Source organism: Mesorhizobium sp. M0983 (genome assembly GCF_040318975.1).
Taxonomy (GTDB): domain Bacteria; phylum Pseudomonadota; class Alphaproteobacteria; order Rhizobiales; family Rhizobiaceae; genus Mesorhizobium.
Map to the genome: position 1 here is coordinate 142,730 of NZ_JAMYNH010000003.1, position 19,913 is coordinate 162,642.

A 19,913-nucleotide genomic window follows, 5' to 3' on the forward strand; every position below is an offset into this window, starting at 1 on the left:
TTACTGCGTCCCGGTCGTCGCTTCGCCCAACAGCTTTTGAATGGTCGCCTGGTCGGCCTCGACCGGCTTGACCACTTCGCCTTCCTTCACCAGCTCCTGGCCAGCGACGATGATGCGGGCGTCGGCCGGAATGCCGCCGAGCACCAGGCCGGTCGGCGTGTCGTCGACCAGGTCGATCGGGAAGAACACGACCTTGTCATCCTTGTCGACGGCGCGGATGCCGAGGTCGCCCTTGTCGCCGAGCGTCACCACCGATCGCGGCAGCATCACGGCGTCGGTCGGCTGGGCGCTGAGCGCAATTTCTGCCGTCATGCCGGCCGGTACGGACCCATCGGCATTGGGGATAGCGACTTCAACCCGGAAGGTACGGGTTGCCGAAGATGCATCCCGGCTGATGTAGCGCACCGTACCCTTGACGGTCTGGCCACTGACCAGGCGCACATTGGCTTCGTCACCGATCTTCAGATAGCCGAGATCGCGCTCGCTGACTTCGCCGCGGGCGATCACCGGATCGAGCTTCAGAATGGTCGCCACCTCGCCGCCCTGCATGACGGAACTGCCAAGCTCCACCGGCACCCGGTCGATGACACCGTCGAAGGGCGCCTTCACCTCGTTGCGGTCGAGTTCGGCTTGCGCGGCGTCCAGTTGCGACTTGGCCAGCGTCAGGTTGGAACGGGCCGTATCGAGCTGCAGCGTCGGCAGATTGCCGGTTTTCATCAACCGCAGGGCCGCAGCCAGCTCGGCCTCACGTTGCACGACAAGCTGCTTGGCGTTGTCGACCGCCGAGATTTTTTCCTCGGCGGCAAGCATCAGGATCAGGTCGCCGGTCTTGACGTGCTGACCCTGCTTGACCGGCAGCTTGTCGATGACGCCGGCGACGCGTGTCGCCAGGACCGCGCGCTTGTCGGCTTCGGTCAGTCCGGAAATGCGGATAGCGCGCGCATAGATGCGCCGCGGCGGGGTTATGATCGCGACCGTCCGCAAGGCCGCTTTGGGCTGTTCTGCCTCGGCAGTCCCCGGCTTGGCAGCCCCCTGTTCGCCAGTTTGGGGCTTGCCTGAGTCGGCGGCCTTGGGCTGCTCGACCTCTCCTGCCTTGGGCTTGTTGTCGGCGGACGCGCTGCCGACGGACGAGAATTCGCCTGTCGCCATCCAGCCGGCGAACCCGATGAGCACAACAATGGCTGCAAGCTTGTGAAACCTGAATTTCGGCATCGTCATTTTTTCCAGTGCGCGGGGTTCGGCCAGGCCGCATCTTCTACTTGGGGCGCGTCGCCGATATGGGTGCGCGCGAGGCCGTATTCAAATTGCCGTGATCGGCGAAGCGCGCTTCTACCTTAAAGTTGCGTCGCAATATAGTCAGAAAAGTTGATGGATTGTTGCTTTGTCCGCAAAGATGCGGCTGCAGCATCGGCTGTTGATCGCCAAAACAGCGGTATGGCAGCAAGTGTCAGGATGATTGGACAGATTGCGATGTCATCTGCTTTGCGGGGGAGCCAGAACAATTCCAGGAAAAGTGTGAAACGGTTTTCCGTCCGGAATTGCGTCAAAAAAGATAGAGCGGTTCGGCGTTTCCGTGAAACGGTAAATCGTTCTAGGCCGGACGGCGGGCGGCCTCGGGCTGCTTGCGCGCCGCAAGAAACTCCTTGACCCGCCGGCCCGGCGCCGGCCCGCGCACCGGCTTCAAGCCGTCGTCGAGCTCGCCGGACAGATCGATCGTCGGCCGCTTGCCGACGGCGTCGTAATTTTCTTCCAGCCAATCACTGGCTGCGGTGCGGCCGAGGTCACGCAGATAGGCAAGGAACGCCCATTCGGCATTGACCTTGGACGATGCCGACAGATCCTTGAACGCTTCGTCGGCATCGATGCGGTGCATGCGGATGTCGCGATATTCGCCGTGCGGCAATCGGCCGGCGGCGATCAGTTCCTTGACGAAGGCGATCGAGCGGAATTCGCGCAACAGCCCGGCATTGAAGGTGATCTCGTCGATGCGGTTCTGGATCTCATTGGCGCTCTTCGGCGTCCCTTCGCGGACCACCGGATTGATCTGCACCAAAAGCACGTCCTCAGTGGCCGCCGTCTTGAAGAACGGGAACAGTGCCGGGTTGCCGCCATAGCCGCCATCCCAATAGGGCACGCCCTTGATCTCGACGGCGCGGAACAATTGCGGCAGGCAGGCCGACGCCATTACCGTGTCGAGGTCGATCTCGCCGTCCGAGAAGACACGCAACTGGCCGGTCTCGACATTGGTCGCGGAAATGAACAGTTCCATCGACTTGCAGGCGCGCACATTGTCGAAATCGATCTCACGTTCGACCACATCGCGCAGCGGATTGATGGCGAGCGGATTGGCGACATAGGGCGAAAATACCCGCGACATCGTATCGAACAGGAAATAGCCGGGCGTGTTCTCGATCGACCAATTGCCCCAGGCGACGTCCCACGGCATGCGCTGCACTGGGCTGAAGCGGCCCTTTGCCGCCACCGCACGCCAGAAATCATCAAGTTTCCGCCGTGCGCCCTCGACGCCGCCGCGAACGAAGCCGTCGGCCAGCGCGACGGCATTCATGGCGCCGGCGCTGGTGCCCGAAACCGCCGTTATATCGAGGCGCCCGTCCTCGAGCAGCCGATCGAGCACGCCCCAGGAAAACGCCCCGTGCGAACCCCCGCCTTGCAGCGCGATGTTGATCTTCTTTGGCTCCTCCGCCTTGCCGTTTTTCGGCATGGCGTGACCCTTGACCGCTGGACGGCTCACTGAGCGGTCCAGCCGCCATCGACAGAGATGTGCGTGCCGTTGATCTGCGCTGCCGCATCCGAGCACAGGAACACTGCCGCCGCCGCAACCTGCTCGACGGTGACGAACTCCTTGGTCGGCTGCTTTTCGAGCATGACCTCGCGGACCACAGTCTCGCGGTCCATCTTGTTGGCCTTCATCTGGTCGGGGATCTGCGCCTCGACCAGCGGCGTCAGCACATAGCCGGGACAAATGGCATTGCAGGTGATCTTGTCGCGCGCCAGTTCCAGGGCGACCGTCTTGGTCAGGCCCATAATGCCGTGCTTGGCCGAGACATAGGCCGACTTGAACGGCGAGGCCACCAGCCCATGGGCCGAGGCGACGTTGACGATCCGGCCGCCACCGGCCTGTTTCATCAACGGGATGGCGGCGGCGATGGTGTGGAAGGCCGATGACAGGTTGATGGCGATGATCGCATCCCACTTCTCGATCGGGAAGCTTTCCACCGGCGCGACATGCTGGATGCCGGCATTGTTGACCAGGATGTCGACCGAGCCGAATGTCTCGGCTGCCTTCATGACCAGAGCCCGGCACTCGGCCGGCTTCGACATGTCAGCCTTGACATAGGCGGTCTGGACCTTGTGGTGTTTCGCAATTGCGTCGGCGATGGCGTGGTCGTCGGCGGTGTCGGAAAAGGAATTGACGACGATGTTGCAGCCTTCGGCCGCGAGCGCGTGGGCAATGGCCAGGCCGATGCCCGAGGTGGAACCGGTGACGATGGCGGTTTTTCTGGCGGTCAAGGCGGCTTATTCCTTTCGAGGCGGGCTCCCGCGGAACCATGCTGCACTGCAGCATATAGGCTCTCTGCCACCCAAGAACAGCGGATGTGTGGAGCAATGACATGAAATTTTTGTCATGAGGACCTCTCTCACCTTGACGAGAGAGTGTCTGGCACCGGCTGTAGCGGGGCCGGTTTCCGCAAAGCATGCGGGGGAAAATCCTTAGGCGACGAGGTCCGGCACCGGCCCGATATAGCGCGACTGCGGCCGGATCAGCCGTCCGCTCGTCTGCTGCTCGCGGGCGTGGGCGATCCAGCCGGCGACGCGCCCGGCAGCAAAGACATTGGTGAACGCCTCTTTCGGAAAGCCCGCGGCCTCCAGCAGAAGTGCTGTGAAGAACTCGACATTGGTCTGGAGCGAGCGCGACGGCTTGGCGATGCGAAGCACTTCAAGCGCCGCTTGCTCCACGCTTTCGGCAAACGCCAGCCGGTGGCCGGCTTCGCCCTCGGCGCCGAGTTGCCGCACCACCGCTTTCAGCACGTCGGCACGCGGATCGCGCACACGGTAGATGCGATGCCCGAAGCCCATGATGCGGCGGCCGCGCGCGATCTCGTCGCGCAGCCAGATGGCGGCGTCGCCATGCGCCTCTATCGCATCCAGCATCTCGATCACCGGACCTGGCGCGCCGCCATGCAGCGGCCCCTTGAGCGCTCCGAGTCCGGCCAGCACCGCCGAAGTAAGCCCCGCCTGCGTCGAGGCGACCACGCGCGTGGCGAAGGTCGATGCGTTGAGGCCATGGTCGCAAACCGTCACAAGATAGGTATCGAGCGCTTTCGCCAACTTCGGCGAGGCCGCCATGCCGGTCAGCATCCGCAGCATGTCGGCGGCATGATCGGCCTTGCGATCAGGCGCAATTGGGCTTTCGCCGCGCTGCAAGCGCAGCAAGGCCGGCGTCAGCACGGCAGGTGCCGCAACCAGCCTGAGCGCGTCCGGCAATTTGTCGCCGTCCGGCAGTAGGGCAATGCCGGCGCGCATCGCGCTGTAGATATCGAGGGATGCGAGAAACGGCAGCAAGGGTTCGATCCGCTCGAACACTTCACTGCGCGCCCGGCCGATCGCTTTCGCCAGCTCCTTTTCGCCGGGAAGATCGTCGAAAGAGCCGTCGAACAGCAGCCGAACCACGTCGGCGTATTTCCAGCGGCCTGGCAGTTCCGGCAACGAATGGCCCCGGATGGTCAGGCGGCCGCCAAGACCGTCGACATCGGAGAGCACCGTTTCTGCCACCACCACATCATCGAGCCCATTCGCCATTGGTTTTCTCCTTGACCCTTTCCGGGTCGTAGATAAGGGTTGGCGGCTGGACCATCAATCTTGATCAACCGAATCAACGTGCCAGGTTTACATGACTGAGTGGCTGACGCGGGACGAAGCCCTGGAGCGCCTCAAGGTGCGCGCCCAGACGCTCTATGCCTATGTCAGCCGCGGACGCATCGGCATGCGGCCGGATCGGGCCGACCCACGCCGCAGCCAGTATCGCGCCGACGACATCGCGGCGCTGGCGAGCCGCCGGGCGCGCGGCCGAAATCCCCAGGCAATCGCCGAAAGTGCAATTGCCTGGGGTGAGCCGGCGATCGCCACCACGATCTCGACCGTTTTGCACGGCCGCCTCGTCTATCGTGGCCAGGATGCGGTTGCACTCTGCGAGACTGCCACGCTGGAGCAGACGGCAAACCTGCTTTGGGCATCTGACGCACCAGTGTCGTTCGTGTCGGCGAGCCGCCATGGCAACGGCGCAACTGGCCGGCCGGCTGCCTTCGCGGAATTGGCCGCGTTGGCGGCCAAGGGCCGGCCTTCGCTCGGCCGCAGGGCGGCTTCGCTCAACCACGATGCGGCCGGCGCCATCGCCGCTCTGGCCCAGGCGCTCGGCGCGGTTCGCGGAATCGGTGCCGTGCACGAACGACTGGCGCAGGGCTGGTCCCTCGATGCAGCCGGCGCAGACTTGATCCGCCGCTCGCTGGTGCTGTTGGCCGATCACGAACTGAACGCATCGACCTTCGCCGCGCGGGTCGCCGCGTCCACCGGTGCACCTGTTTCGGCCTGCCTGCTTGCTGGCCTCGCCACGCTCTCCGGTCCGCGCCATGGCGGCGCCGCGGAGGCGGTCATGATGCTGGCGGAGGATGCGCAGAGATTGGGGCCGGATGCGGCTGTCGGACGCTGGCTCGGTCACGACAGGCCACTGCCCGGATTTGGCCATCCGCTTTATCCCGACGGCGATCCGCGTGCGGAACCGTTGCTGGCCGCGATCGATGTCGATGATGGGCTGTTACGGCTTTGCGATGCGGCCTTTGCGGCAACGGGCATGCGCCCGAACGTCGATTTCGCCTTGGCCGCGCTGACGCGCAGCCTCCGTTTGCCGTCCGATGCGCCGTTTCGCTTGTTTGCGCTCGGCCGCAGCATCGGCTGGGCCGCGCATGCCGTGGAGCAGGTGACAAGCAGCGGCCTGATCAGACCACGCGCCCGCTACCAGGGACCGCTGCCGGAGTTCCATTAGCTGGCGACGCAATCGCGGGCCCTTTTTTTGGGTGCTGGCGGATTAAGCTTTAGATGGAATGGTCATCCGGCTCATGAAAAGTCGGAGAGCCCGCTGCGCGGCCAGGGCTGGCGGCTCGGACGGATGCCATTCCCGGAAATGACCATCGATCGCCATGCGTGCCAACCCATAAACGAGTGCACGCGCGGCAAGCACAAGATGATCAAAGTCGGTGCCGGGAGCAAGCCGACCCTGTTGTTGCGCTTGCGTCAGCAAGTCGATCATCGTCCGCCGAATAGCCTCATTCTGATCACGAAGGCTGTCCGACCCTTCAAAATCAATCAGGGTTCGGGAACTGATGATCTGGAAATGCGTGGGGTTGCTAATTGCCCATTCCAGATAGCCTTGTCCGATTGCTTCGAAGGCCTCAATGGGATCTGCGCTGTCGATTTTCGACCGCGCCTTGGCAACGGCCTTTGTCAGCCGATCCATGGCCTGTTCGGCGACCGCGGTGAGCAGCGCTGTTTTCGATCGAAAATGCCGGAATGGCGCGCCGGGCGAAACGCCGGCACGTTTTGCGGCCTCGCGTACGGACACATGCTCGGCTCCCCGCTCCTCGATGATCTCCACGGTTGCCGTGATCAAGGCCTCGACGAGATTGCCGTGATGGTATCGCTTGGCATCTCCGGCTTCGTCGGAATCAGTTGTCTTGGTCATCTCAGTCAAATAGCACGAGAGCGGAATGTAATCACTGATTATTTCCCTTGTGTTCGAGCGCTGCGTATGTAATCAATGTTTACATCGCAACGGAGGTTACCATGTTTCGCATCACCGCAACGACTGCCCTCGCTTTCTCCTTATTGTCGCTCGTATCTGCCGAGGCCGAGGATCGGCCCACCCTGGAAGTCGTCTGGCCGACGGCGGGTTCAGTTGTCGAACTGGGCAATTCTCCTGAGAAGGCGATAGGCGTTGTCGTCAGGAGCAACTTCAGGCTGCTCACTGCGGGTGAGTGCGGGGAAATCAAGCAATGCGGCCACGTGCATATGAAGATCGATCCCAACGGAGACACCTGCAACATCCCCGGCAAGCCGTACAACAGCATGAACAGCGACTTTGGCGGTGATCTTATCAAGGCCCGTTTCGGCCATTGCCCGGATGCCGCCGGCAGACACGTGATCGGCGTGCTTCTTGCCGATGATCATCACCGGCCCATTCTAGTAGACGGCAAACCTGTTACCGCTCTGGTGACGGTGACCACGAAATAGGGCATGCCACGAAATAGAGCGTGCCACAAAATAGAGCGTGGATGACATCTTCACGTTCGAGGCGAAGATGTTTTCTGACACAGGCCTGCTGAGGGAAATTTTGGGCCGGCGCTTCGCCGGCCGGCAGTCACGACATCGTGTCGAGCTTGCGCTGCATCGCGGCGATCTGCTCCTTCAGCTCCTGAAGATCGTCCGGTTTTTCCGGTGTTTCTTTCCTGGCCTGTTCGGCCGGTGCTGCTGCCGGCGCAGACCCCGCAGGCGGGAACGGCGTGAACAGCCGCATGGCGTTCTGGAACATTTCCATGTTACGCCGAGTCTGCTCCTCCAGCACCTTGATCGGCGTCGCGATCTTCATCATGTCCATCGGCGACTTGCCGAGGGCATCTTTCATCTGCTCGCGAAAGCGTTCCTGCTCCTTCGAGAAGGCCAGCATCGACTGTTCGAGAAAGCTTGGCACGATCATCTGCATCTGGTCGCCGTAGTAGGCGATGAGCTGACGCAGGAACGGGATCGGCAGCATGTTCTGCCCGTCCTTGTTCTCCAGCTCGAAGATGATCTGGGTCAGCACCGGATGCGTGATGTCGTCGCCGGTCTTGGCGTCCTGGACAGTAAAGTCCTCGCCTTTTTTGACCATTTCTGCGAGATCCTCGAGCGTCACATAGGTGCTGGTGCCCGTATTGTAGAGACGGCGATTGGCATATTTCTTGATAACAATAGGTTCGTCTTTCGCGGCCATCTGCATCCTCCCCGGACACCGGCCAGCTTAAGTAAGCCGCCGGTAACGATTGCGCCTTGTTAAAGGATATGCGCAAAAGCGTCATGAATCCAAGCTGTTTGTGCAGTGCGGGAACATTTTATGCTGCGCAGCACGGATGGGCCGTCATCGCAGCGACGCGCGGCCTGCTTGCCGCGGAGGAACGCCATGCCCATTTCGGGTTTGACTCGGGTTGTGGAAAGGGCAAGAAAAGTCCCCGACGGCACCCGAAATCGCTCCCCGAAAGTCTGGAGAAGAACATGTCCGCTTCCAACGCCATCGTTGTCGCCAGTGCGGCGCGCACGCCTGTCGGCTCCTTCAACGGCGCCTTCGCCAACACGCCAGCTCATGAACTGGGTGCCGTCGCCGTCAGGGAAGCGCTTGCCCGCGCCGGCGTCGACGGCAAGGAGGTGGACGAGGTCATTCTCGGCCAGATCCTGACTGCGGCTCAAGGGCAGAACCCGGCGCGGCAGGCGGCCATGGCCGCCGGCGTGCCGCAGGAGGCGACCTCCTGGGGTCTGAACCAGCTCTGCGGCTCCGGCCTGCGCGCCATCGCGCTCGGCATGCAGCAGATCGCCCAGGGCGATGCAAAAATCATCGTTGCCGGCGGCCAGGAATCGATGTCGATGGCTCCGCATGCGCAGCATCTGCGCGGTGGCGTCAAGATGGGCGATTTCAAGCTGATCGACACCATGATCAAGGACGGCCTGACCGATGCCTTCTATGGTTATCATATGGGCAACACGGCGGAGAACGTCGCCCGCCAGTTCCAAATCACCCGCGACGACCAGGACCAGTTCGCACTGGCTTCCCAGAACAAGGCCGAGGCTGCGCAGAAAGGCGGAAAATTCAACGACGAGATCGTTGCCTTCACAGTCAAGGGCAGGAAGGGCGACACGATAGTCGACCAGGACGAGTACATCCGCCATGGCGCGACGATCGACGCCATGACCAAGCTCAAGCCCGCCTTCGACAAAGACGGCACGGTGACAGCAGCCAATGCTTCCGGCATCAATGACGGCGCCGCCGCCGTGGTGCTGATGACCGAAGCGGAAGCCGCAAGGCGCGGCATCACGCCGCTGGTGCGTATCGTTTCCTGGGCGACCGCCGGCGTTGACCCGCAGATCATGGGGACGGGACCGATCCCCTCCTCGCGCAAGGCGCTGGCCAAGGCCGGCTGGTCGGTCGGCGACCTCGATCTGGTCGAAGCCAACGAGGCCTTCGCCGCGCAGGCCTGCGCCGTCAACAAGGACATGGGCTGGGACCCGTCCATCGTCAACGTCAATGGCGGCGCCATCGCCATCGGCCATCCGGTCGGCGCCTCGGGCGCCCGCATCTTCAACACGCTGGTCTACGAAATGCGTCGCAGAAGTGCCAAGAAAGGTCTTGCCACGCTGTGCATCGGCGGCGGCATGGGCGTTGCCATGTGCGTGGAAGCATTGTGATGAGATAAGCGATACGAATAGGATACTGGCGCAAAGCGAGTAGGGAATAGAGGGCAAAACCTACCGCTTCAACGCTCAGTCATCTGCATTTCCCGGGAGGACACATGACAAAGGTTGCAATCGTCACAGGCGGGTCGCGCGGCATCGGCGCGGCGATATCGGTCGCCTTGAAAAGCGCCGGCTATTCGGTTGCCGCAAACTACGCCGGCAATGAGGAAGCGGCAGCAAAGTTCAAGGCAGCGACCGGCATCCCGGTCTACAAATGGTCGGTTGCCGACTACGAGGCCTGCGCTGCCGGCATCAAACAGGTAGAGGCCGATCTCGGTCCCGTATCGGTGCTGGTCAACAATGCAGGCATCACGCGCGACGCGATGTTCCACAAGATGACGCGCGAGCAATGGAAAGAGGTCCTCGACACCAACCTTTCCGGCGTCTTCAACATGACGCATCCGTTGTGGGGCGGCATGCGCGACCGCAAATTCGGCCGCGTCATCACCATCTCCTCGATCAATGGCCAGAAAGGGCAGGTCGGCCAGGTCAATTATTCGGCCTCGAAGGCCGGCGATATCGGCTTCACCAAGGCGTTGGCCCAGGAAGGCGCGCGCGCCGGCATCACCGTCAACGTCATCTGCCCCGGCTACATCGCCACCGAGATGGTCAAAGCGATGGACGGGAAGGTGCTCAACGAGCGTGTCCTTCCGCAGATCCCGGTCGGCCGTCTCGGCGAGCCGGAGGAGATCGCGCGCTGCGTCGTCTTCCTCGCTTCCGACGATGCCGGGTTCATCACCGGCTCGACCATATCAGCCAATGGCGGGCAGTACATCGCCTGACCGTTTATCTTTACGTTGAGATAGATACGCGCTTGGACGAACGGGCCTGCAAAACGGCCCGTTTCTATAGCGGTCTTCCCGTTGCAAGATCTCCCCCCAATCCGGCACGCAAAGGTTAACGGCCGCTGCGCAGCCTGTGCAAAAACTGCCCGGCAGCCTGTGGATTCTCGGTGGAAAAGCTGTTCACAACACAACATGTTGCGGTGAACAAACCAAGAAACTTTGCCTATCGCTGATTCGTCGCCGATTCGTTCCGGCTTTGAGCGGAACGTTAACGGCGAGAGCCGAAAACACCCTCGAAATGATTAAAGCGCATTAGGAAACATCAATAATTTCATAATGTTGGGCGAAGCAGATTGGCCGGCCACGATCATTCACCGGCAAAGGTTAACGGTGGTGCTCGTTTGAATGCCGCCTGCATGAATCGGGCCAGTTTCTGTGATTCAGCATGTGGTGAGACTCGCCGGCAGAAATCCCAGATGTAGCCGTGAACAAAACCTGAATCAGCGCGAGTCAGTGATTCGTCGCTGATTCGTTCCAGACTCGTTCCAACTGTTAATCGGGAACAGATTTCTGGCTTCGAACCGACCAATCAGCCTGCCCTCGGCACATTCCGCTTTCGCTTCGCGCCCGAAATCCCTATGTGTCGCCTGTCATACGCGGCCAATATGGGCGCGCTCCCGACAATGCGAGGCAGAGAGCCTTATTTCCAGGCCGATGAACATCCATCCGAAACACACTGAACCGCTGATCCTGTCGGGTCGAGACGTAACGGCCGTGCTCGGCCCGACCAATACCGGCAAGACCCATCTCGCCATCGAACGCATGGTGGCGCATGAGAGCGGCGTCATCGGCCTACCGCTCAGGCTGCTTGCCCGCGAGGTCTATACGCGCGTCTGCGAGAAGGTCGGCGTCCATAAGGTTGCGCTCATCACCGGCGAGGAAAAGATCCAGCCGGCGGGCGCGAAATACTCGGTCTGCACGGTGGAAGCGATGCCGCGCGAGACCGACGCCGCCTTCGTTGCCATCGACGAGGTCCAGCTCGCTGGCGATCTCGAACGCGGCCACATCTTCACCGATCGCATCCTGCATCTGCGCGGCCGCCAGGAGACGCTGCTGCTGGGTGCGGCCACCATGCACGGCATTCTGCAGCGCCTGCTGCGGGGCGTGTCGGTGGTGACCCGGCCACGGCTGTCGCATCTTGCCTATGCCGGCTCGAAGAAGCTGACCCGCCTGCCGCGGCGCACCGCGATCGTCGCCTTCTCGGCCGACGAGGTCTATGCCATCGCCGAGCTGATCCGCCGCCAGCAGGGCGGTGCCGCCGTCGTGCTCGGCGCGCTCAGCCCGCGCACCCGCAACGCCCAGGTGGCGCTGTTCCAGTCGGGCGATGTCGACTACCTCGTCGCCACCGACGCCATCGGCATGGGCCTCAACCTCGACCTCGACCACGTCGCTTTCGCCCAGAATCGCAAATTCGACGGCTACCAGTACCGCAACCTGACCGCGGCCGAGCTCGGCCAGATTGCCGGCCGTGCCGGCCGGCATCTGCGCGACGGCACCTTCGGCGTCACCGGCCAGGTCGATCCGCTGGATGAGGAATTGGTCAAGAAGATCGAGGCGCATGATTTCGATCCGGTGAAAGTGCTGCAGTGGCGTACCGCGCATTTCGATTTCGCCAACCTCGATGCGCTGAAGCGCTCGATCGAGACCAACGCCCCGGTCGAAGGCCTGACGCGCGCACTGCCGGCCGTGGACGCGCAGGCGCTCGAGCATCTGTCGCGCGACGAGGACATCCGGGCACTCACCACCGACGCCAGGCGGGTGGCGCTGCTGTGGGAAGCCTGCGCGCTGCCCGACTACAGGAAGATCGCGCCGGCCCAGCACGCCGACTTGATCGCCTCCATCTACATGGACCTTGCCAGGCACGGCCATGTCGACGAGAACTACATGGCCGAGCAGGTGCGCCGGGCCGACACCACTGAAGGCGATATCGACACGCTATCGCACAGGATTGCCCAGATCCGCACATGGACCTTCGTTTCCAACCGGCCCGGCTGGCTGGCCGATCGGGCACACTGGCAGGAAAAGACGCGCGAAATCGAAGACAGACTGTCGGATGCGCTGCATGAGCGGTTGACGAAACGTTTTGTAGACCGCAGGACTTCCGTCCTCATGCGGCGCCTTAGAGAAAACACGATGCCTGAAGCCGAAATCAGCCCAACCGGAACCGTCCTCGTCGAAGGCCATCACGTCGGCGAGTTGCAGGGTTTCCGCTTCACCGCCGACCAGAGCGCCGGCGGCGAGGACGCCAAGGCGGTGCGGGCGGCGGCGCAGAAGGCGCTTGCCGCCGAGTTCGAGGCGCGTGCCGAACGCTTCGGCGCCTCGGCCAATGGCGACATCGCGCTGGGTTCGGATGGCACGCTGCGCTGGATCGGCGCGCCGATCGGCACGCTGGTCGCTGGCGAAGACGCTTTGAAGCCGCGTCTCGTTCTGCTCGCCGACGAGCAACTCACCGGCCCGGCCCGCGACAAGGTTGCGGCGCGCGCCGAGCGCTTCGTCAATTTCCAGATCGAATCCCTGCTGAAGCCGCTGGTCGATCTCAAGAATGCCGAGCAGATCACCGGCATCGGCCGCGGCATCGCTTTCCAGCTCGTCGAGCATTTCGGCCTCATCAACCGTCGCGACATCGCCGACGAGATGAAGTCGCTCGACCAGGAGGGCCGCGCGGCGCTTCGCCGTCTCGGCGTGCGCTTCGGCGCCTACCATGTCTTCGTGCCGGCGCTGATCAAGCCGGCGCCGGCCGGGTTGATAACGATGCTGTGGGCGCTGAGAAACGACGGCAAGGACAAGCCCGGCTTCGGCGATGTCGTTCACGCACTGGCCTCCGGCCGCACCTCGGTGGTCATCGATCCAACCTTCGACAAGACCTTCTACAAGCTGGCGGGCTACCGCAATCTTGGCCGGCGTGCTGTACGCGTCGATATTCTCGAACGGCTGGCCGACCTGATCCGGCCGGCGACCAACTGGAAGCCGGGCCTCGGACCTCGCCCCGACGGCGCCTATGACGGTCAGTCCTTCATGGTGACGCCGCCGATGATGTCGATCCTCGGCGCCACCGCCGACGACATGGAAGAAATCCTGAAGGGGCTCGGCTATCGCGCCGATGCCAAGCCGGCGGCCGAGGTCAAGGCGCGGCTCGAAGCACAGGACAATGCCGCGCGTGAAGCGGCCGCTGCAAAGCAGGCGGCGGAAGAGGCAACGCGAGCCGAGCAGGCGAGGATGGCGGAAGCAGCTGCCGCGGCAGAGCCGCCGGCGGAGGTTTCGGCGGAGGCTTCGGAGCCTGTGTCGGATGCGGCTCCTGTTGCGGAGGCGGCCGAAGCCGTGACCGAAGCGGCGGCAGAGCCTGTCGCGGAAGACCAGCCGGAAGCTCCAGCCCCTGAAGCTGCGGCAGAAGTCACGCAAGAGACCCAGCCCGCCGCCGAAGCGGCTGCAGAACCAGCGGCTGAGCCAAGGACGGAACTTGGGGCGGAAACTGAGGCTACGGCACCGGCAGAGCCGCCGGTTTCCGACACTATGGAAGCATCGCCGGCCGAACCTGCAGCAACGGCGGAAGCCGTCGCCGGCGAAGCTGCCCCAGAAGCCGAGGAGCCAAAACCTGTGCTGTTGTGGCGGCAGGGTCGTTTCGACCAGCGCCCGCGTCATCGCCAGCATGACAACCGCCCCCGGGACAATCATCGGGACAGTCGCCCGCGCAATGGTCAAGCTGCGCCGGACGGCCGCAGCGATGCGCCGGTAGATGCCGGCGGGCAACCGACGCCGGGCGACCGGCCCGCCCGTCAAGGGCGCCACGATCAGCGCGACGGCGCCGGCAAGCCACGCTTCGACCGCAGCAAGTTCAAGCCCAAGCCGCAAGGCGAGGCGGCAGAGCAGCGCGCCGGCAAGCCGCAAGGCGAACGCCTCGACCGGCGCGAAAACCGGCCCGACTGGAAGGCTGGACGGCAGGACGGCAAAGGCGGCGCCCAAGGCGCAAAGCCCGCCTTCCAGCCAAAGCCGCGTGAGGAACGCCCGGTCCGCTTCGATCCGGACTCGCCCTTCGCCAAGCTCGCCGCGTTGCGCGACCAGCTGAAGAAGTAAGCTGTTCGTCCGATGGTCACTGATGCCCGCCAGCGCATCGACAAGTGGCTGTTCTTCTCGCGCGCGGTAAAATCACGCACGCTGGCAGCCAAGCTGGTCGTCACCGGACGCGTCCGCATCAATCGCGACAAAGCAGCGCAGGCATCCGATACGGTCCGGCCGGGTGACGTTTTGACCATCACGCTCGAGCGGCGGATCTTCGTCTGGAAAGTCCTTGGCACCGGCGCACGGCGCGGCCCGGCCGAAGAAGCCCGCCTGCTTTACGAGGACATGTCGCCGCCCCCCGCGCCCAAGGGCGAGGCGCTTCCGGATGCGGTGCCGCCGTTGCGCGAGGCCGGCAGCGGTCGCCCGACGAAGAAGGAACGCCGCCAGACCGACCACCTGCTCGGCGACGATTGAGCAAGGTCGAACTTCCGCTTTGCCGGGCCTCTGGAATTCCATTCCGGAAACCCCGGCACCGCTGGCAAGGGCTGCCCTTGCCAGCGGCGGACAAAGGCGTTACCTCACCAAAAAAGCCCAACAAAATGGGACGTCCCGGAGCCGACCAATGACCTATGTCGTGACCGACAATTGCATAAAATGCAAATACATGGACTGCATCGAGGTCTGTCCGGTCGACTGTTTCTACGAAGGTGAGAACATGCTCGTCATCCACCCGGACGAGTGCATCGACTGCGGCGTCTGCGAACCGGAATGCCCGGCCGACGCGATCAAGCCCGACACCGAGTCGGGCCTCGACAAATGGCTGCAGATCAACACCGAATATGCCGATAAATGGCCCAACATCACCGCCAAGAAGGAGCCCCCGGCCGACGCCAAATCCTTCGACGGGGAAGCTGGCAAATTCGAGAAATATTTCTCCCCGGAGCCCGGCGAAGGCGATTAACGAGAGCGCTGATTGCGGCAGCCTGACGCGGCGTAACAGACGTGATACATTAACTGCCTTGACAGGCGGCGATGGCGCATGGCCTTCGCGCGTGCAGCAAAACCTTGATTCTTCCGACTTTTTGTGTTATATCAGCCCAACATGCCGGTGACACAACGTCGATTTATGGCGCAAACGCCCCAAATCACTGAAAGGTGAATTTCTCAATCCGGACCAGAGCGATCTGGGGCAGGCGGTCGCAATGTTGCGATTTGCCGGTCCTGGCCTTCCGGTGAGTTCATCGTTGTGTGGCTAAGGACCGGTCACCCCGGTCGCACGAGTTCGGGCCGGCACGATGCCGGTACCACAACAAGGAGTTCAGGGCGTAATGGCAACGATCACCCCGCAGAAGAAGTCCACCGCAGCGCGCCACGGTTTCAAGACCGGCGAGTACATCGTCTATCCGGCGCATGGTGTCGGCCAGATCGTCTCGATCGATGAGCAGGAAGTCGCGGGCCACAAGCTGGAACTGTTCGTCATCGACTTCCAGAAGGACAAGATGCGCCTCAAGGTGCCAGTCGCCAAGGCGACCTCGATCGGCATGCGCAAGCTGTCGGAAGAGGATTATGTCGAGCGCGCGCTGAAGGTCGTGCAGGGCCGGGCCCGCGTCAAGCGCACCATGTGGTCGCGCCGCGCCCAGGAATATGATGCCAAGATCAACTCCGGCGATCTGATCTCGATCTCGGAAGTGGTGCGCGACCTCTATCGCGCTGACAACCAGCCGGAGCAGTCCTATTCCGAGCGCCAGCTCTACGAGGCGGCCCTCGACCGCATGGCCCGCGAGATCGCGGCCGTCAACCGCATGTCGGAGACCGAAGCGGTGCGCCTTATCGAGGTGAACCTCAACAAGGGCCCGAAGCGCGGCGCCAAGGCCGACAACGAGGAAGCCGAGCAGGAAGAGGCCGCCTGAGCCTTTTCGCCTTCGAATTCCGAAAAGCCCGGCCTCGCGCCGGGTTTTTATTTTTGGGATCGGCGAATGCATATCTAACCTTCGACACCGCCCTCCCTTTCCGCCTCCTGCTTCAGCGTGGCGATGAACCGCTTGGTCCGCTGGCGCTCCGGGTTGCTGAACAGCACCGCGGCCGGCCCTTGTTCGACGATGTTGCCGGCATCGAGGAACACCACTTCCCGCGCGATCTTGGAGGCGAGCCTCAGATCATGCGTCGCCATCACCATGGTCGTGCCCTCGCTGGCGAGCTTGCCGAGCACGTCGACCACCTCTTGCGCCAGTTCCGGATCGAGTGCCGAGGTCGGTTCGTCGCAGAGCAGCACTTTCGGCGACGGCGCCAGCGCCCGGGCAATCGCCACGCGCTGCTGCTGGCCGCCTGACAGCGTCGCCGGCCAGGCGTCGGCCTTGTGCGCCATGCCGACCTTTTCGAGCAGGGCGAGCGCCCGTTCGCGCGCCCTTTCCTTGGGCCATTTAAGCACCGTCACCAGCCCCTCCATGATGTTCTCGATCGCGGTGCGATGCGGAAACAGCTGGAAATTCTGGAACACCATGCCGGTCTGCAGCCGCAGCCGCTGGATATCCCTGGTCGAGACCCTGCCGCCGGGGTGGAATTCGAGTGCATCGTCGCCGATCCGCACCGTGCCTGAAGTCGGCAGTTCGAGCAGGTTGATGCAGCGCAAAAGCGTACTTTTCCCGCCGCCCGATGGCCCGACAAGCGCGGTGACGCTGCCTTCCTCGATAGTGACGGTCACACCCTTCAGCACCAAACTGTCGCCGAAACGCTTTTCGATGTTGGTGAGGCCGATCACGCACGCGCCTCCAGGAAGCCACCATAGCGGTTAAGCCGCGTTTCCAATCGGGCCTGCAAGGCCGACAGCACGGAGCTCATGACCAGGTAGAGAGCCGCTGCCTCGACATAGAGGATCAGCGGCTCATAAGTGGTGGCGACAATGCGCTGCGCCGCCTGGAACATCTCGGGCACGGTAATGGCGGCGGCGAGCGATGTATCCTTGACCAGTGAGATGAAGGTGTTGGACAGCGGCGGCACGGCGACGCGCCCCGCCTGTGGAAGAATGGTGCGCCGCATTGCCTGGGCCCAGGTCATGCCGATCGTATAGGCCGCTTCCCACTGGCCCTTCGGCACCGAACCAATGACGGCGCGGATGATTTCCGACGAATATGCGCCGATGTTCAAGGTAAAGCCGATCAGTGCTGCCGGAAAAGCGTCGAGCAGGATGCCGACCGATGGCAGGCCGTAGAAGATAAGGAACAGTTGCACGAGAAGCGGCGTGCCGCGGAAGATCCAGACATAGAAGCGGACCACGGCGACCAGCGGTTTGGGACCGAACAGCCGGACAAGCGCCACGACCAGGCCGAGGACAAGACCGAATGCAAACGACAGCAGCGTCAACGGCACGGTGAAGATCAGTGCAGCCCACAGCAGCGTAGGCAGGGATTCCAGCATCAATTGCAGCCAGTGCGGCACGAAGCCTCCTCCTTGCCAGATTGCCGTCGCTCATATCACGCGAAAGCGGCGGGCCGTCAAAGACAGCTCGCCGCGACATGAACGACGCGGGCCGGCATTCGGCCCACGCGAGAAAAGCCGTTTACTTCGAAACGTCCTGGCCGAAATAGGTATCGGCGATTTTCTGGTAGGTACCGTCGGCCTTGATGTCGGCCAGCGCCTTATTGATGGCGGCCACCAGTTCCGGATCGCCCTTGCGCGCGATGACGCCGGAATAGTCGGCGTTTTCTTCCTGCGCGGCAATCTTCACATTGGCGTCGGGCTTGTGCTTCTTGAAGTCGAGGAAGGACAGGCTGTCGTTGATGGTGGCGTCGGCGCGGCCGGTGAGAAGAAGCTGGATCGACTGGTCGAAGCCGTCGGTGCCGACGAGCTCGGCGCCATTGGTTTCAGCCAGCTTGCCGAAATTCGAGGTCAGCGACTGCGCCGCCTTCTTGCCCTTGAGATCGGCGAAACCCTTGATGTCGGTGTTGTCGCCGCGCACGATCAGCACCGCCTTGGAGGCGATGTAAGGATCGGAGAAATCATATTTGGCCTTGCGCGCCTCGGTGATGCCGACCTCGTTGATGACGGCATCGTAGCGGTTGGCGTCGAGACCGGCGATCAGCCCGTCCCATTTGCCTTCGAGGAACTGGGCTTTGACGCCGAGGCGCTCGGCGATGGCCCGGGCGATCTCGACGTCGAAGCCGACCAGCGCGCCGGAAGCATCATGATAGGTGAAGGGCGCATAGGTTCCTTCCGTGCCGACCTTGAAGACGCCGGACTGCTTGATCTGGTCGAGATTGGCGCCGGCATGACCGGCGGCGATTGCCAGAACCTGCAGCGTTCCGGCGATAATGAGCGATTTGAGCCATTTCATTTTTCTGTGATCCCGTCCTTGGCCGATGTCCGGCGTCGTTGCGAGTGCCGGAAAATGACAGATGCGCGATGCCACAATAAGAAACTAAATTTCAAAAATCTCGCGCCCTTGAAATCCCATTCTCAACCAACACCTCCCGGCGGCACCCGGCTGAGTCAAGGCCGATGGCGAATCGCCTGGAACAGCGCAATCGGCATGACAGTCCGGGGGAACATTCCCCCGCATCGCACGTTCTTGGCTGTTGTAGGGCGCGGCGCCGCCATTTCAACCATCGGCGCCAACTCACGATTCAGCGATTGCACCGCAACGCCTGAAGCAGGAGCGCGGCATGATGCAAGACAGTGCAGGACGGACCATGGTTCGCGCGGCGATGAAAGCCCCTTACCTGGAGCGCGACGAAGAGCATCTCCTGGCGCTGCGCTGGAAGGAGAACAATGACCAGCACGCGCTGCACCGCATCACCGTCGCCCATATGCGGCTGGTTATTTCCATGGCGTCGCGGTTCCGCCACTACGGCCTTCCCCTGGGCGACCTGATCCAGGAAGGCCATGTCGGGCTGCTGGAGGCCGCGGCCCGTTTCGAGCCCGAGCGCGAGGTGCGGTTCTCGACCTATGCGACATGGTGGATCCGCGCCTCGATGCAGGATTATATCCTGCGCAACTGGTCGATCGTGCGCGGCGGCACCAGCTCCGCGCAAAAGGCGCTGTTCTTCAACCTGCGGCGCCTGCGCGCCCGCCTGGCAAACGGCGCCGAGCAGACGTCGAATGCCACGCTTTACCGCGAAGTGTCGGCGGCTCTCGGCGTTTCCGAGGCCGATGTGGCGATGATGGATTCCCGCCTTTCGGCACCCGACAGCTCGCTCAACACGCCGCTTGCCGACGATGCGGGCGCAACCGAGCGGATGGAGTTCCTGGTTTCGGATGACCCGCTGCCCGACGAGGTCGTCGGCGACACGATCGATGTCGAACGCCGCTCTGTCTGGCTGAAGACGGCGCTCGGCGCGCTCAATGCGCGAGAACTCAGGATTATCGAGGAGCGCCGGCTGAGCGACGAGGGCGCGACGCTCGAAGCGCTCGGCGAGACGCTCGGCATCTCCAAGGAACGTGTCCGGCAGATCGAGGCGCGCGCCATGGAAAAGCTCAAGGCGGCGCTGGTGAAGCAGAACCCGGAATTTCTCGCCTGAATCGCGT

General features: G+C 62.9%; 18 protein-coding genes. 9 read left to right on the forward strand and 9 right to left on the reverse strand.

All coding sequences use genetic code 11. The annotated features are described in order from the left end of the window. The 4 genes from NKH71_RS07215 to NKH71_RS07230 form a co-directional block, all read right to left on the reverse strand. Complete coding sequence (locus NKH71_RS07215; protein WP_023721006.1) at nt 1-1,212, reverse strand: efflux RND transporter periplasmic adaptor subunit; 1,212 nt, start codon at nt 1,210-1,212, stop codon at nt 1-3. Nucleotides 1,213-1,591: 379 nt separating this feature from the next. After that, nucleotides 1,592-2,722, reverse strand: coding sequence for a patatin-like phospholipase family protein (locus tag NKH71_RS07220; protein ID WP_023721007.1), 1,131 nt, complete (start codon nt 2,720-2,722; stop codon nt 1,592-1,594). Nucleotides 2,723-2,748: 26 nt separating this feature from the next. Beyond that, nucleotides 2,749-3,531 carry a 3-hydroxybutyrate dehydrogenase gene (locus NKH71_RS07225; RefSeq protein ID WP_023721008.1) on the reverse strand — a complete coding sequence of 261 codons (783 nt, stop codon included), beginning with the start codon at nt 3,529-3,531 and terminating at the stop codon, nt 2,749-2,751. Between the two features lie 201 nt (nt 3,532-3,732). After that, complete coding sequence (locus tag NKH71_RS07230) at nt 3,733-4,821, reverse strand: citrate synthase/methylcitrate synthase (protein WP_352894701.1); 1,089 nt, start codon at nt 4,819-4,821, stop codon at nt 3,733-3,735. A 91-nt stretch (nt 4,822-4,912) separates the two neighbouring features. Between NKH71_RS07230 and NKH71_RS07235 the strand changes: the two genes are divergently transcribed. Then, nucleotides 4,913-6,061: a citrate synthase gene (locus NKH71_RS07235; RefSeq protein ID WP_023721010.1), complete on the forward strand. Its 1,149-nt coding sequence runs from the start codon at nt 4,913-4,915 to the stop codon at nt 6,059-6,061. A 42-nt stretch (nt 6,062-6,103) separates the two neighbouring features. Here NKH71_RS07235 and NKH71_RS07240 read toward each other — a convergent pair whose 3' ends face one another. Continuing rightward, nucleotides 6,104-6,757, reverse strand: a complete 654-nt coding sequence (locus NKH71_RS07240) for a TetR/AcrR family transcriptional regulator (RefSeq protein WP_352494173.1) — start codon at nt 6,755-6,757, stop codon at nt 6,104-6,106. A 101-nt stretch (nt 6,758-6,858) separates the two neighbouring features. Here NKH71_RS07240 and NKH71_RS07245 point away from each other — a divergent pair, with 101 nt between their 5' ends. Further along, on the forward strand, nt 6,859-7,305 hold the full coding sequence (locus tag NKH71_RS07245; RefSeq protein WP_023721012.1) for a hypothetical protein: 447 nt from the start codon (nt 6,859-6,861) through the stop codon (nt 7,303-7,305). A gap of 127 nt (nt 7,306-7,432) precedes the next feature. Here the strand turns inward: NKH71_RS07245 and phaR are convergent, their stop codons facing one another. Continuing rightward, entirely contained in the window at nt 7,433-8,041 is a 609-nt protein-coding gene (gene phaR / locus NKH71_RS07250; RefSeq protein WP_023721013.1) for a polyhydroxyalkanoate synthesis repressor PhaR, read from the reverse strand. A gap of 278 nt (nt 8,042-8,319) precedes the next feature. On the opposite strand from phaR, the gene NKH71_RS07255 reads away from it, so the two are divergent. From NKH71_RS07255 to NKH71_RS07280, 6 genes are all read left to right on the forward strand, one after another. Beyond that, the gene (locus NKH71_RS07255; RefSeq protein ID WP_352480897.1) at nt 8,320-9,504 is read left to right on the forward strand and encodes an acetyl-CoA C-acetyltransferase; all 1,185 of its coding nucleotides are present in this window, start codon (nt 8,320-8,322) and stop codon (nt 9,502-9,504) included. Nucleotides 9,505-9,608: 104 nt separating this feature from the next. After that, nucleotides 9,609-10,334 carry an acetoacetyl-CoA reductase gene (gene phbB / locus NKH71_RS07260; RefSeq protein WP_352588271.1) on the forward strand — a complete coding sequence of 242 codons (726 nt, stop codon included), beginning with the start codon at nt 9,609-9,611 and terminating at the stop codon, nt 10,332-10,334. A gap of 717 nt (nt 10,335-11,051) precedes the next feature. Next, nucleotides 11,052-14,468 (forward strand): helicase-related protein, encoded by a 3,417-nt coding sequence (locus tag NKH71_RS07265; RefSeq protein WP_352894703.1) that lies wholly within the window; start codon nt 11,052-11,054, stop codon nt 14,466-14,468. Nucleotides 14,469-14,480: 12 nt separating this feature from the next. Beyond that, nucleotides 14,481-14,867: an RNA-binding S4 domain-containing protein gene (locus tag NKH71_RS07270; protein ID WP_023721017.1), complete on the forward strand. Its 387-nt coding sequence runs from the start codon at nt 14,481-14,483 to the stop codon at nt 14,865-14,867. Between the two features lie 148 nt (nt 14,868-15,015). After that, complete coding sequence (gene fdxA / locus NKH71_RS07275) at nt 15,016-15,354, forward strand: ferredoxin FdxA (protein WP_023721018.1); 339 nt, start codon at nt 15,016-15,018, stop codon at nt 15,352-15,354. 367 nt (nt 15,355-15,721) lie between these two features. Then, the gene (locus NKH71_RS07280) at nt 15,722-16,303 is read left to right on the forward strand and encodes a CarD family transcriptional regulator (RefSeq protein WP_006327799.1); all 582 of its coding nucleotides are present in this window, start codon (nt 15,722-15,724) and stop codon (nt 16,301-16,303) included. Nucleotides 16,304-16,377: 74 nt separating this feature from the next. On the opposite strand, the gene NKH71_RS07285 is transcribed toward NKH71_RS07280, so the two are convergent. The 3 genes from NKH71_RS07285 to NKH71_RS07295 all read right to left on the reverse strand — a co-directional run bounded on the left by NKH71_RS07285 (nt 16,378) and on the right by NKH71_RS07295 (nt 18,723). Continuing rightward, a complete protein-coding gene (locus tag NKH71_RS07285; RefSeq protein ID WP_352894704.1) occupies nt 16,378-17,151 on the reverse strand; it encodes an amino acid ABC transporter ATP-binding protein in 774 nt (257 codons plus the stop codon). Beyond that, on the reverse strand, nt 17,148-17,828 hold the full coding sequence (locus tag NKH71_RS07290) for an ABC transporter permease subunit (protein WP_352788754.1): 681 nt from the start codon (nt 17,826-17,828) through the stop codon (nt 17,148-17,150). Before NKH71_RS07290 ends, NKH71_RS07285 begins: the two co-directional genes overlap by 4 nt. Nucleotides 17,829-17,949: 121 nt before the next feature. Beyond that, on the reverse strand, nt 17,950-18,723 hold the full coding sequence (locus tag NKH71_RS07295) for an amino acid ABC transporter substrate-binding protein (protein ID WP_352894706.1): 774 nt from the start codon (nt 18,721-18,723) through the stop codon (nt 17,950-17,952). A 328-nt stretch (nt 18,724-19,051) separates the two neighbouring features. Between NKH71_RS07295 and NKH71_RS07300 the strand changes: the two genes are divergently transcribed. Next, a complete protein-coding gene (locus tag NKH71_RS07300) occupies nt 19,052-19,906 on the forward strand; it encodes an RNA polymerase factor sigma-32 (protein ID WP_352788751.1) in 855 nt (284 codons plus the stop codon). Nucleotides 19,907-19,913 lie beyond the last annotated feature (7 nt).

Coding starts and splice junctions, on each gene's coding strand:
- NKH71_RS07215 (WP_023721006.1), bottom strand. CDS start 1,212: ATGCCGAAATTCAGGTTTCACAAGCTTGCAGCCATTGTTGTGCTCATC.
- NKH71_RS07220 (WP_023721007.1), bottom strand. CDS start 2,722: ATGCCGAAAAACGGCAAGGCGGAGGAGCCAAAGAAGATCAACATCGCG.
- NKH71_RS07230 (WP_352894701.1), bottom strand. CDS start 4,821: ATGGCGAATGGGCTCGATGATGTGGTGGTGGCAGAAACGGTGCTCTCC.
- NKH71_RS07235 (WP_023721010.1), top strand. CDS start 4,913: ATGACTGAGTGGCTGACGCGGGACGAAGCCCTGGAGCGCCTCAAGGTG.
- NKH71_RS07240 (WP_352494173.1), bottom strand. CDS start 6,757: ATGACCAAGACAACTGATTCCGACGAAGCCGGAGATGCCAAGCGATAC.
- NKH71_RS07245 (WP_023721012.1), top strand. CDS start 6,859: ATGTTTCGCATCACCGCAACGACTGCCCTCGCTTTCTCCTTATTGTCG.
- phaR (WP_023721013.1), bottom strand. CDS start 8,041: ATGGCCGCGAAAGACGAACCTATTGTTATCAAGAAATATGCCAATCGC.
- NKH71_RS07255 (WP_352480897.1), top strand. CDS start 8,320: ATGTCCGCTTCCAACGCCATCGTTGTCGCCAGTGCGGCGCGCACGCCT.
- phbB (WP_352588271.1), top strand. CDS start 9,609: ATGACAAAGGTTGCAATCGTCACAGGCGGGTCGCGCGGCATCGGCGCG.
- NKH71_RS07265 (WP_352894703.1), top strand. CDS start 11,052: ATGAACATCCATCCGAAACACACTGAACCGCTGATCCTGTCGGGTCGA.
- NKH71_RS07270 (WP_023721017.1), top strand. CDS start 14,481: ATGGTCACTGATGCCCGCCAGCGCATCGACAAGTGGCTGTTCTTCTCG.
- fdxA (WP_023721018.1), top strand. CDS start 15,016: ATGACCTATGTCGTGACCGACAATTGCATAAAATGCAAATACATGGAC.
- NKH71_RS07280 (WP_006327799.1), top strand. CDS start 15,722: ATGGCAACGATCACCCCGCAGAAGAAGTCCACCGCAGCGCGCCACGGT.
- NKH71_RS07295 (WP_352894706.1), bottom strand. CDS start 18,723: ATGAAATGGCTCAAATCGCTCATTATCGCCGGAACGCTGCAGGTTCTG.
- NKH71_RS07300 (WP_352788751.1), top strand. CDS start 19,052: ATGATGCAAGACAGTGCAGGACGGACCATGGTTCGCGCGGCGATGAAA.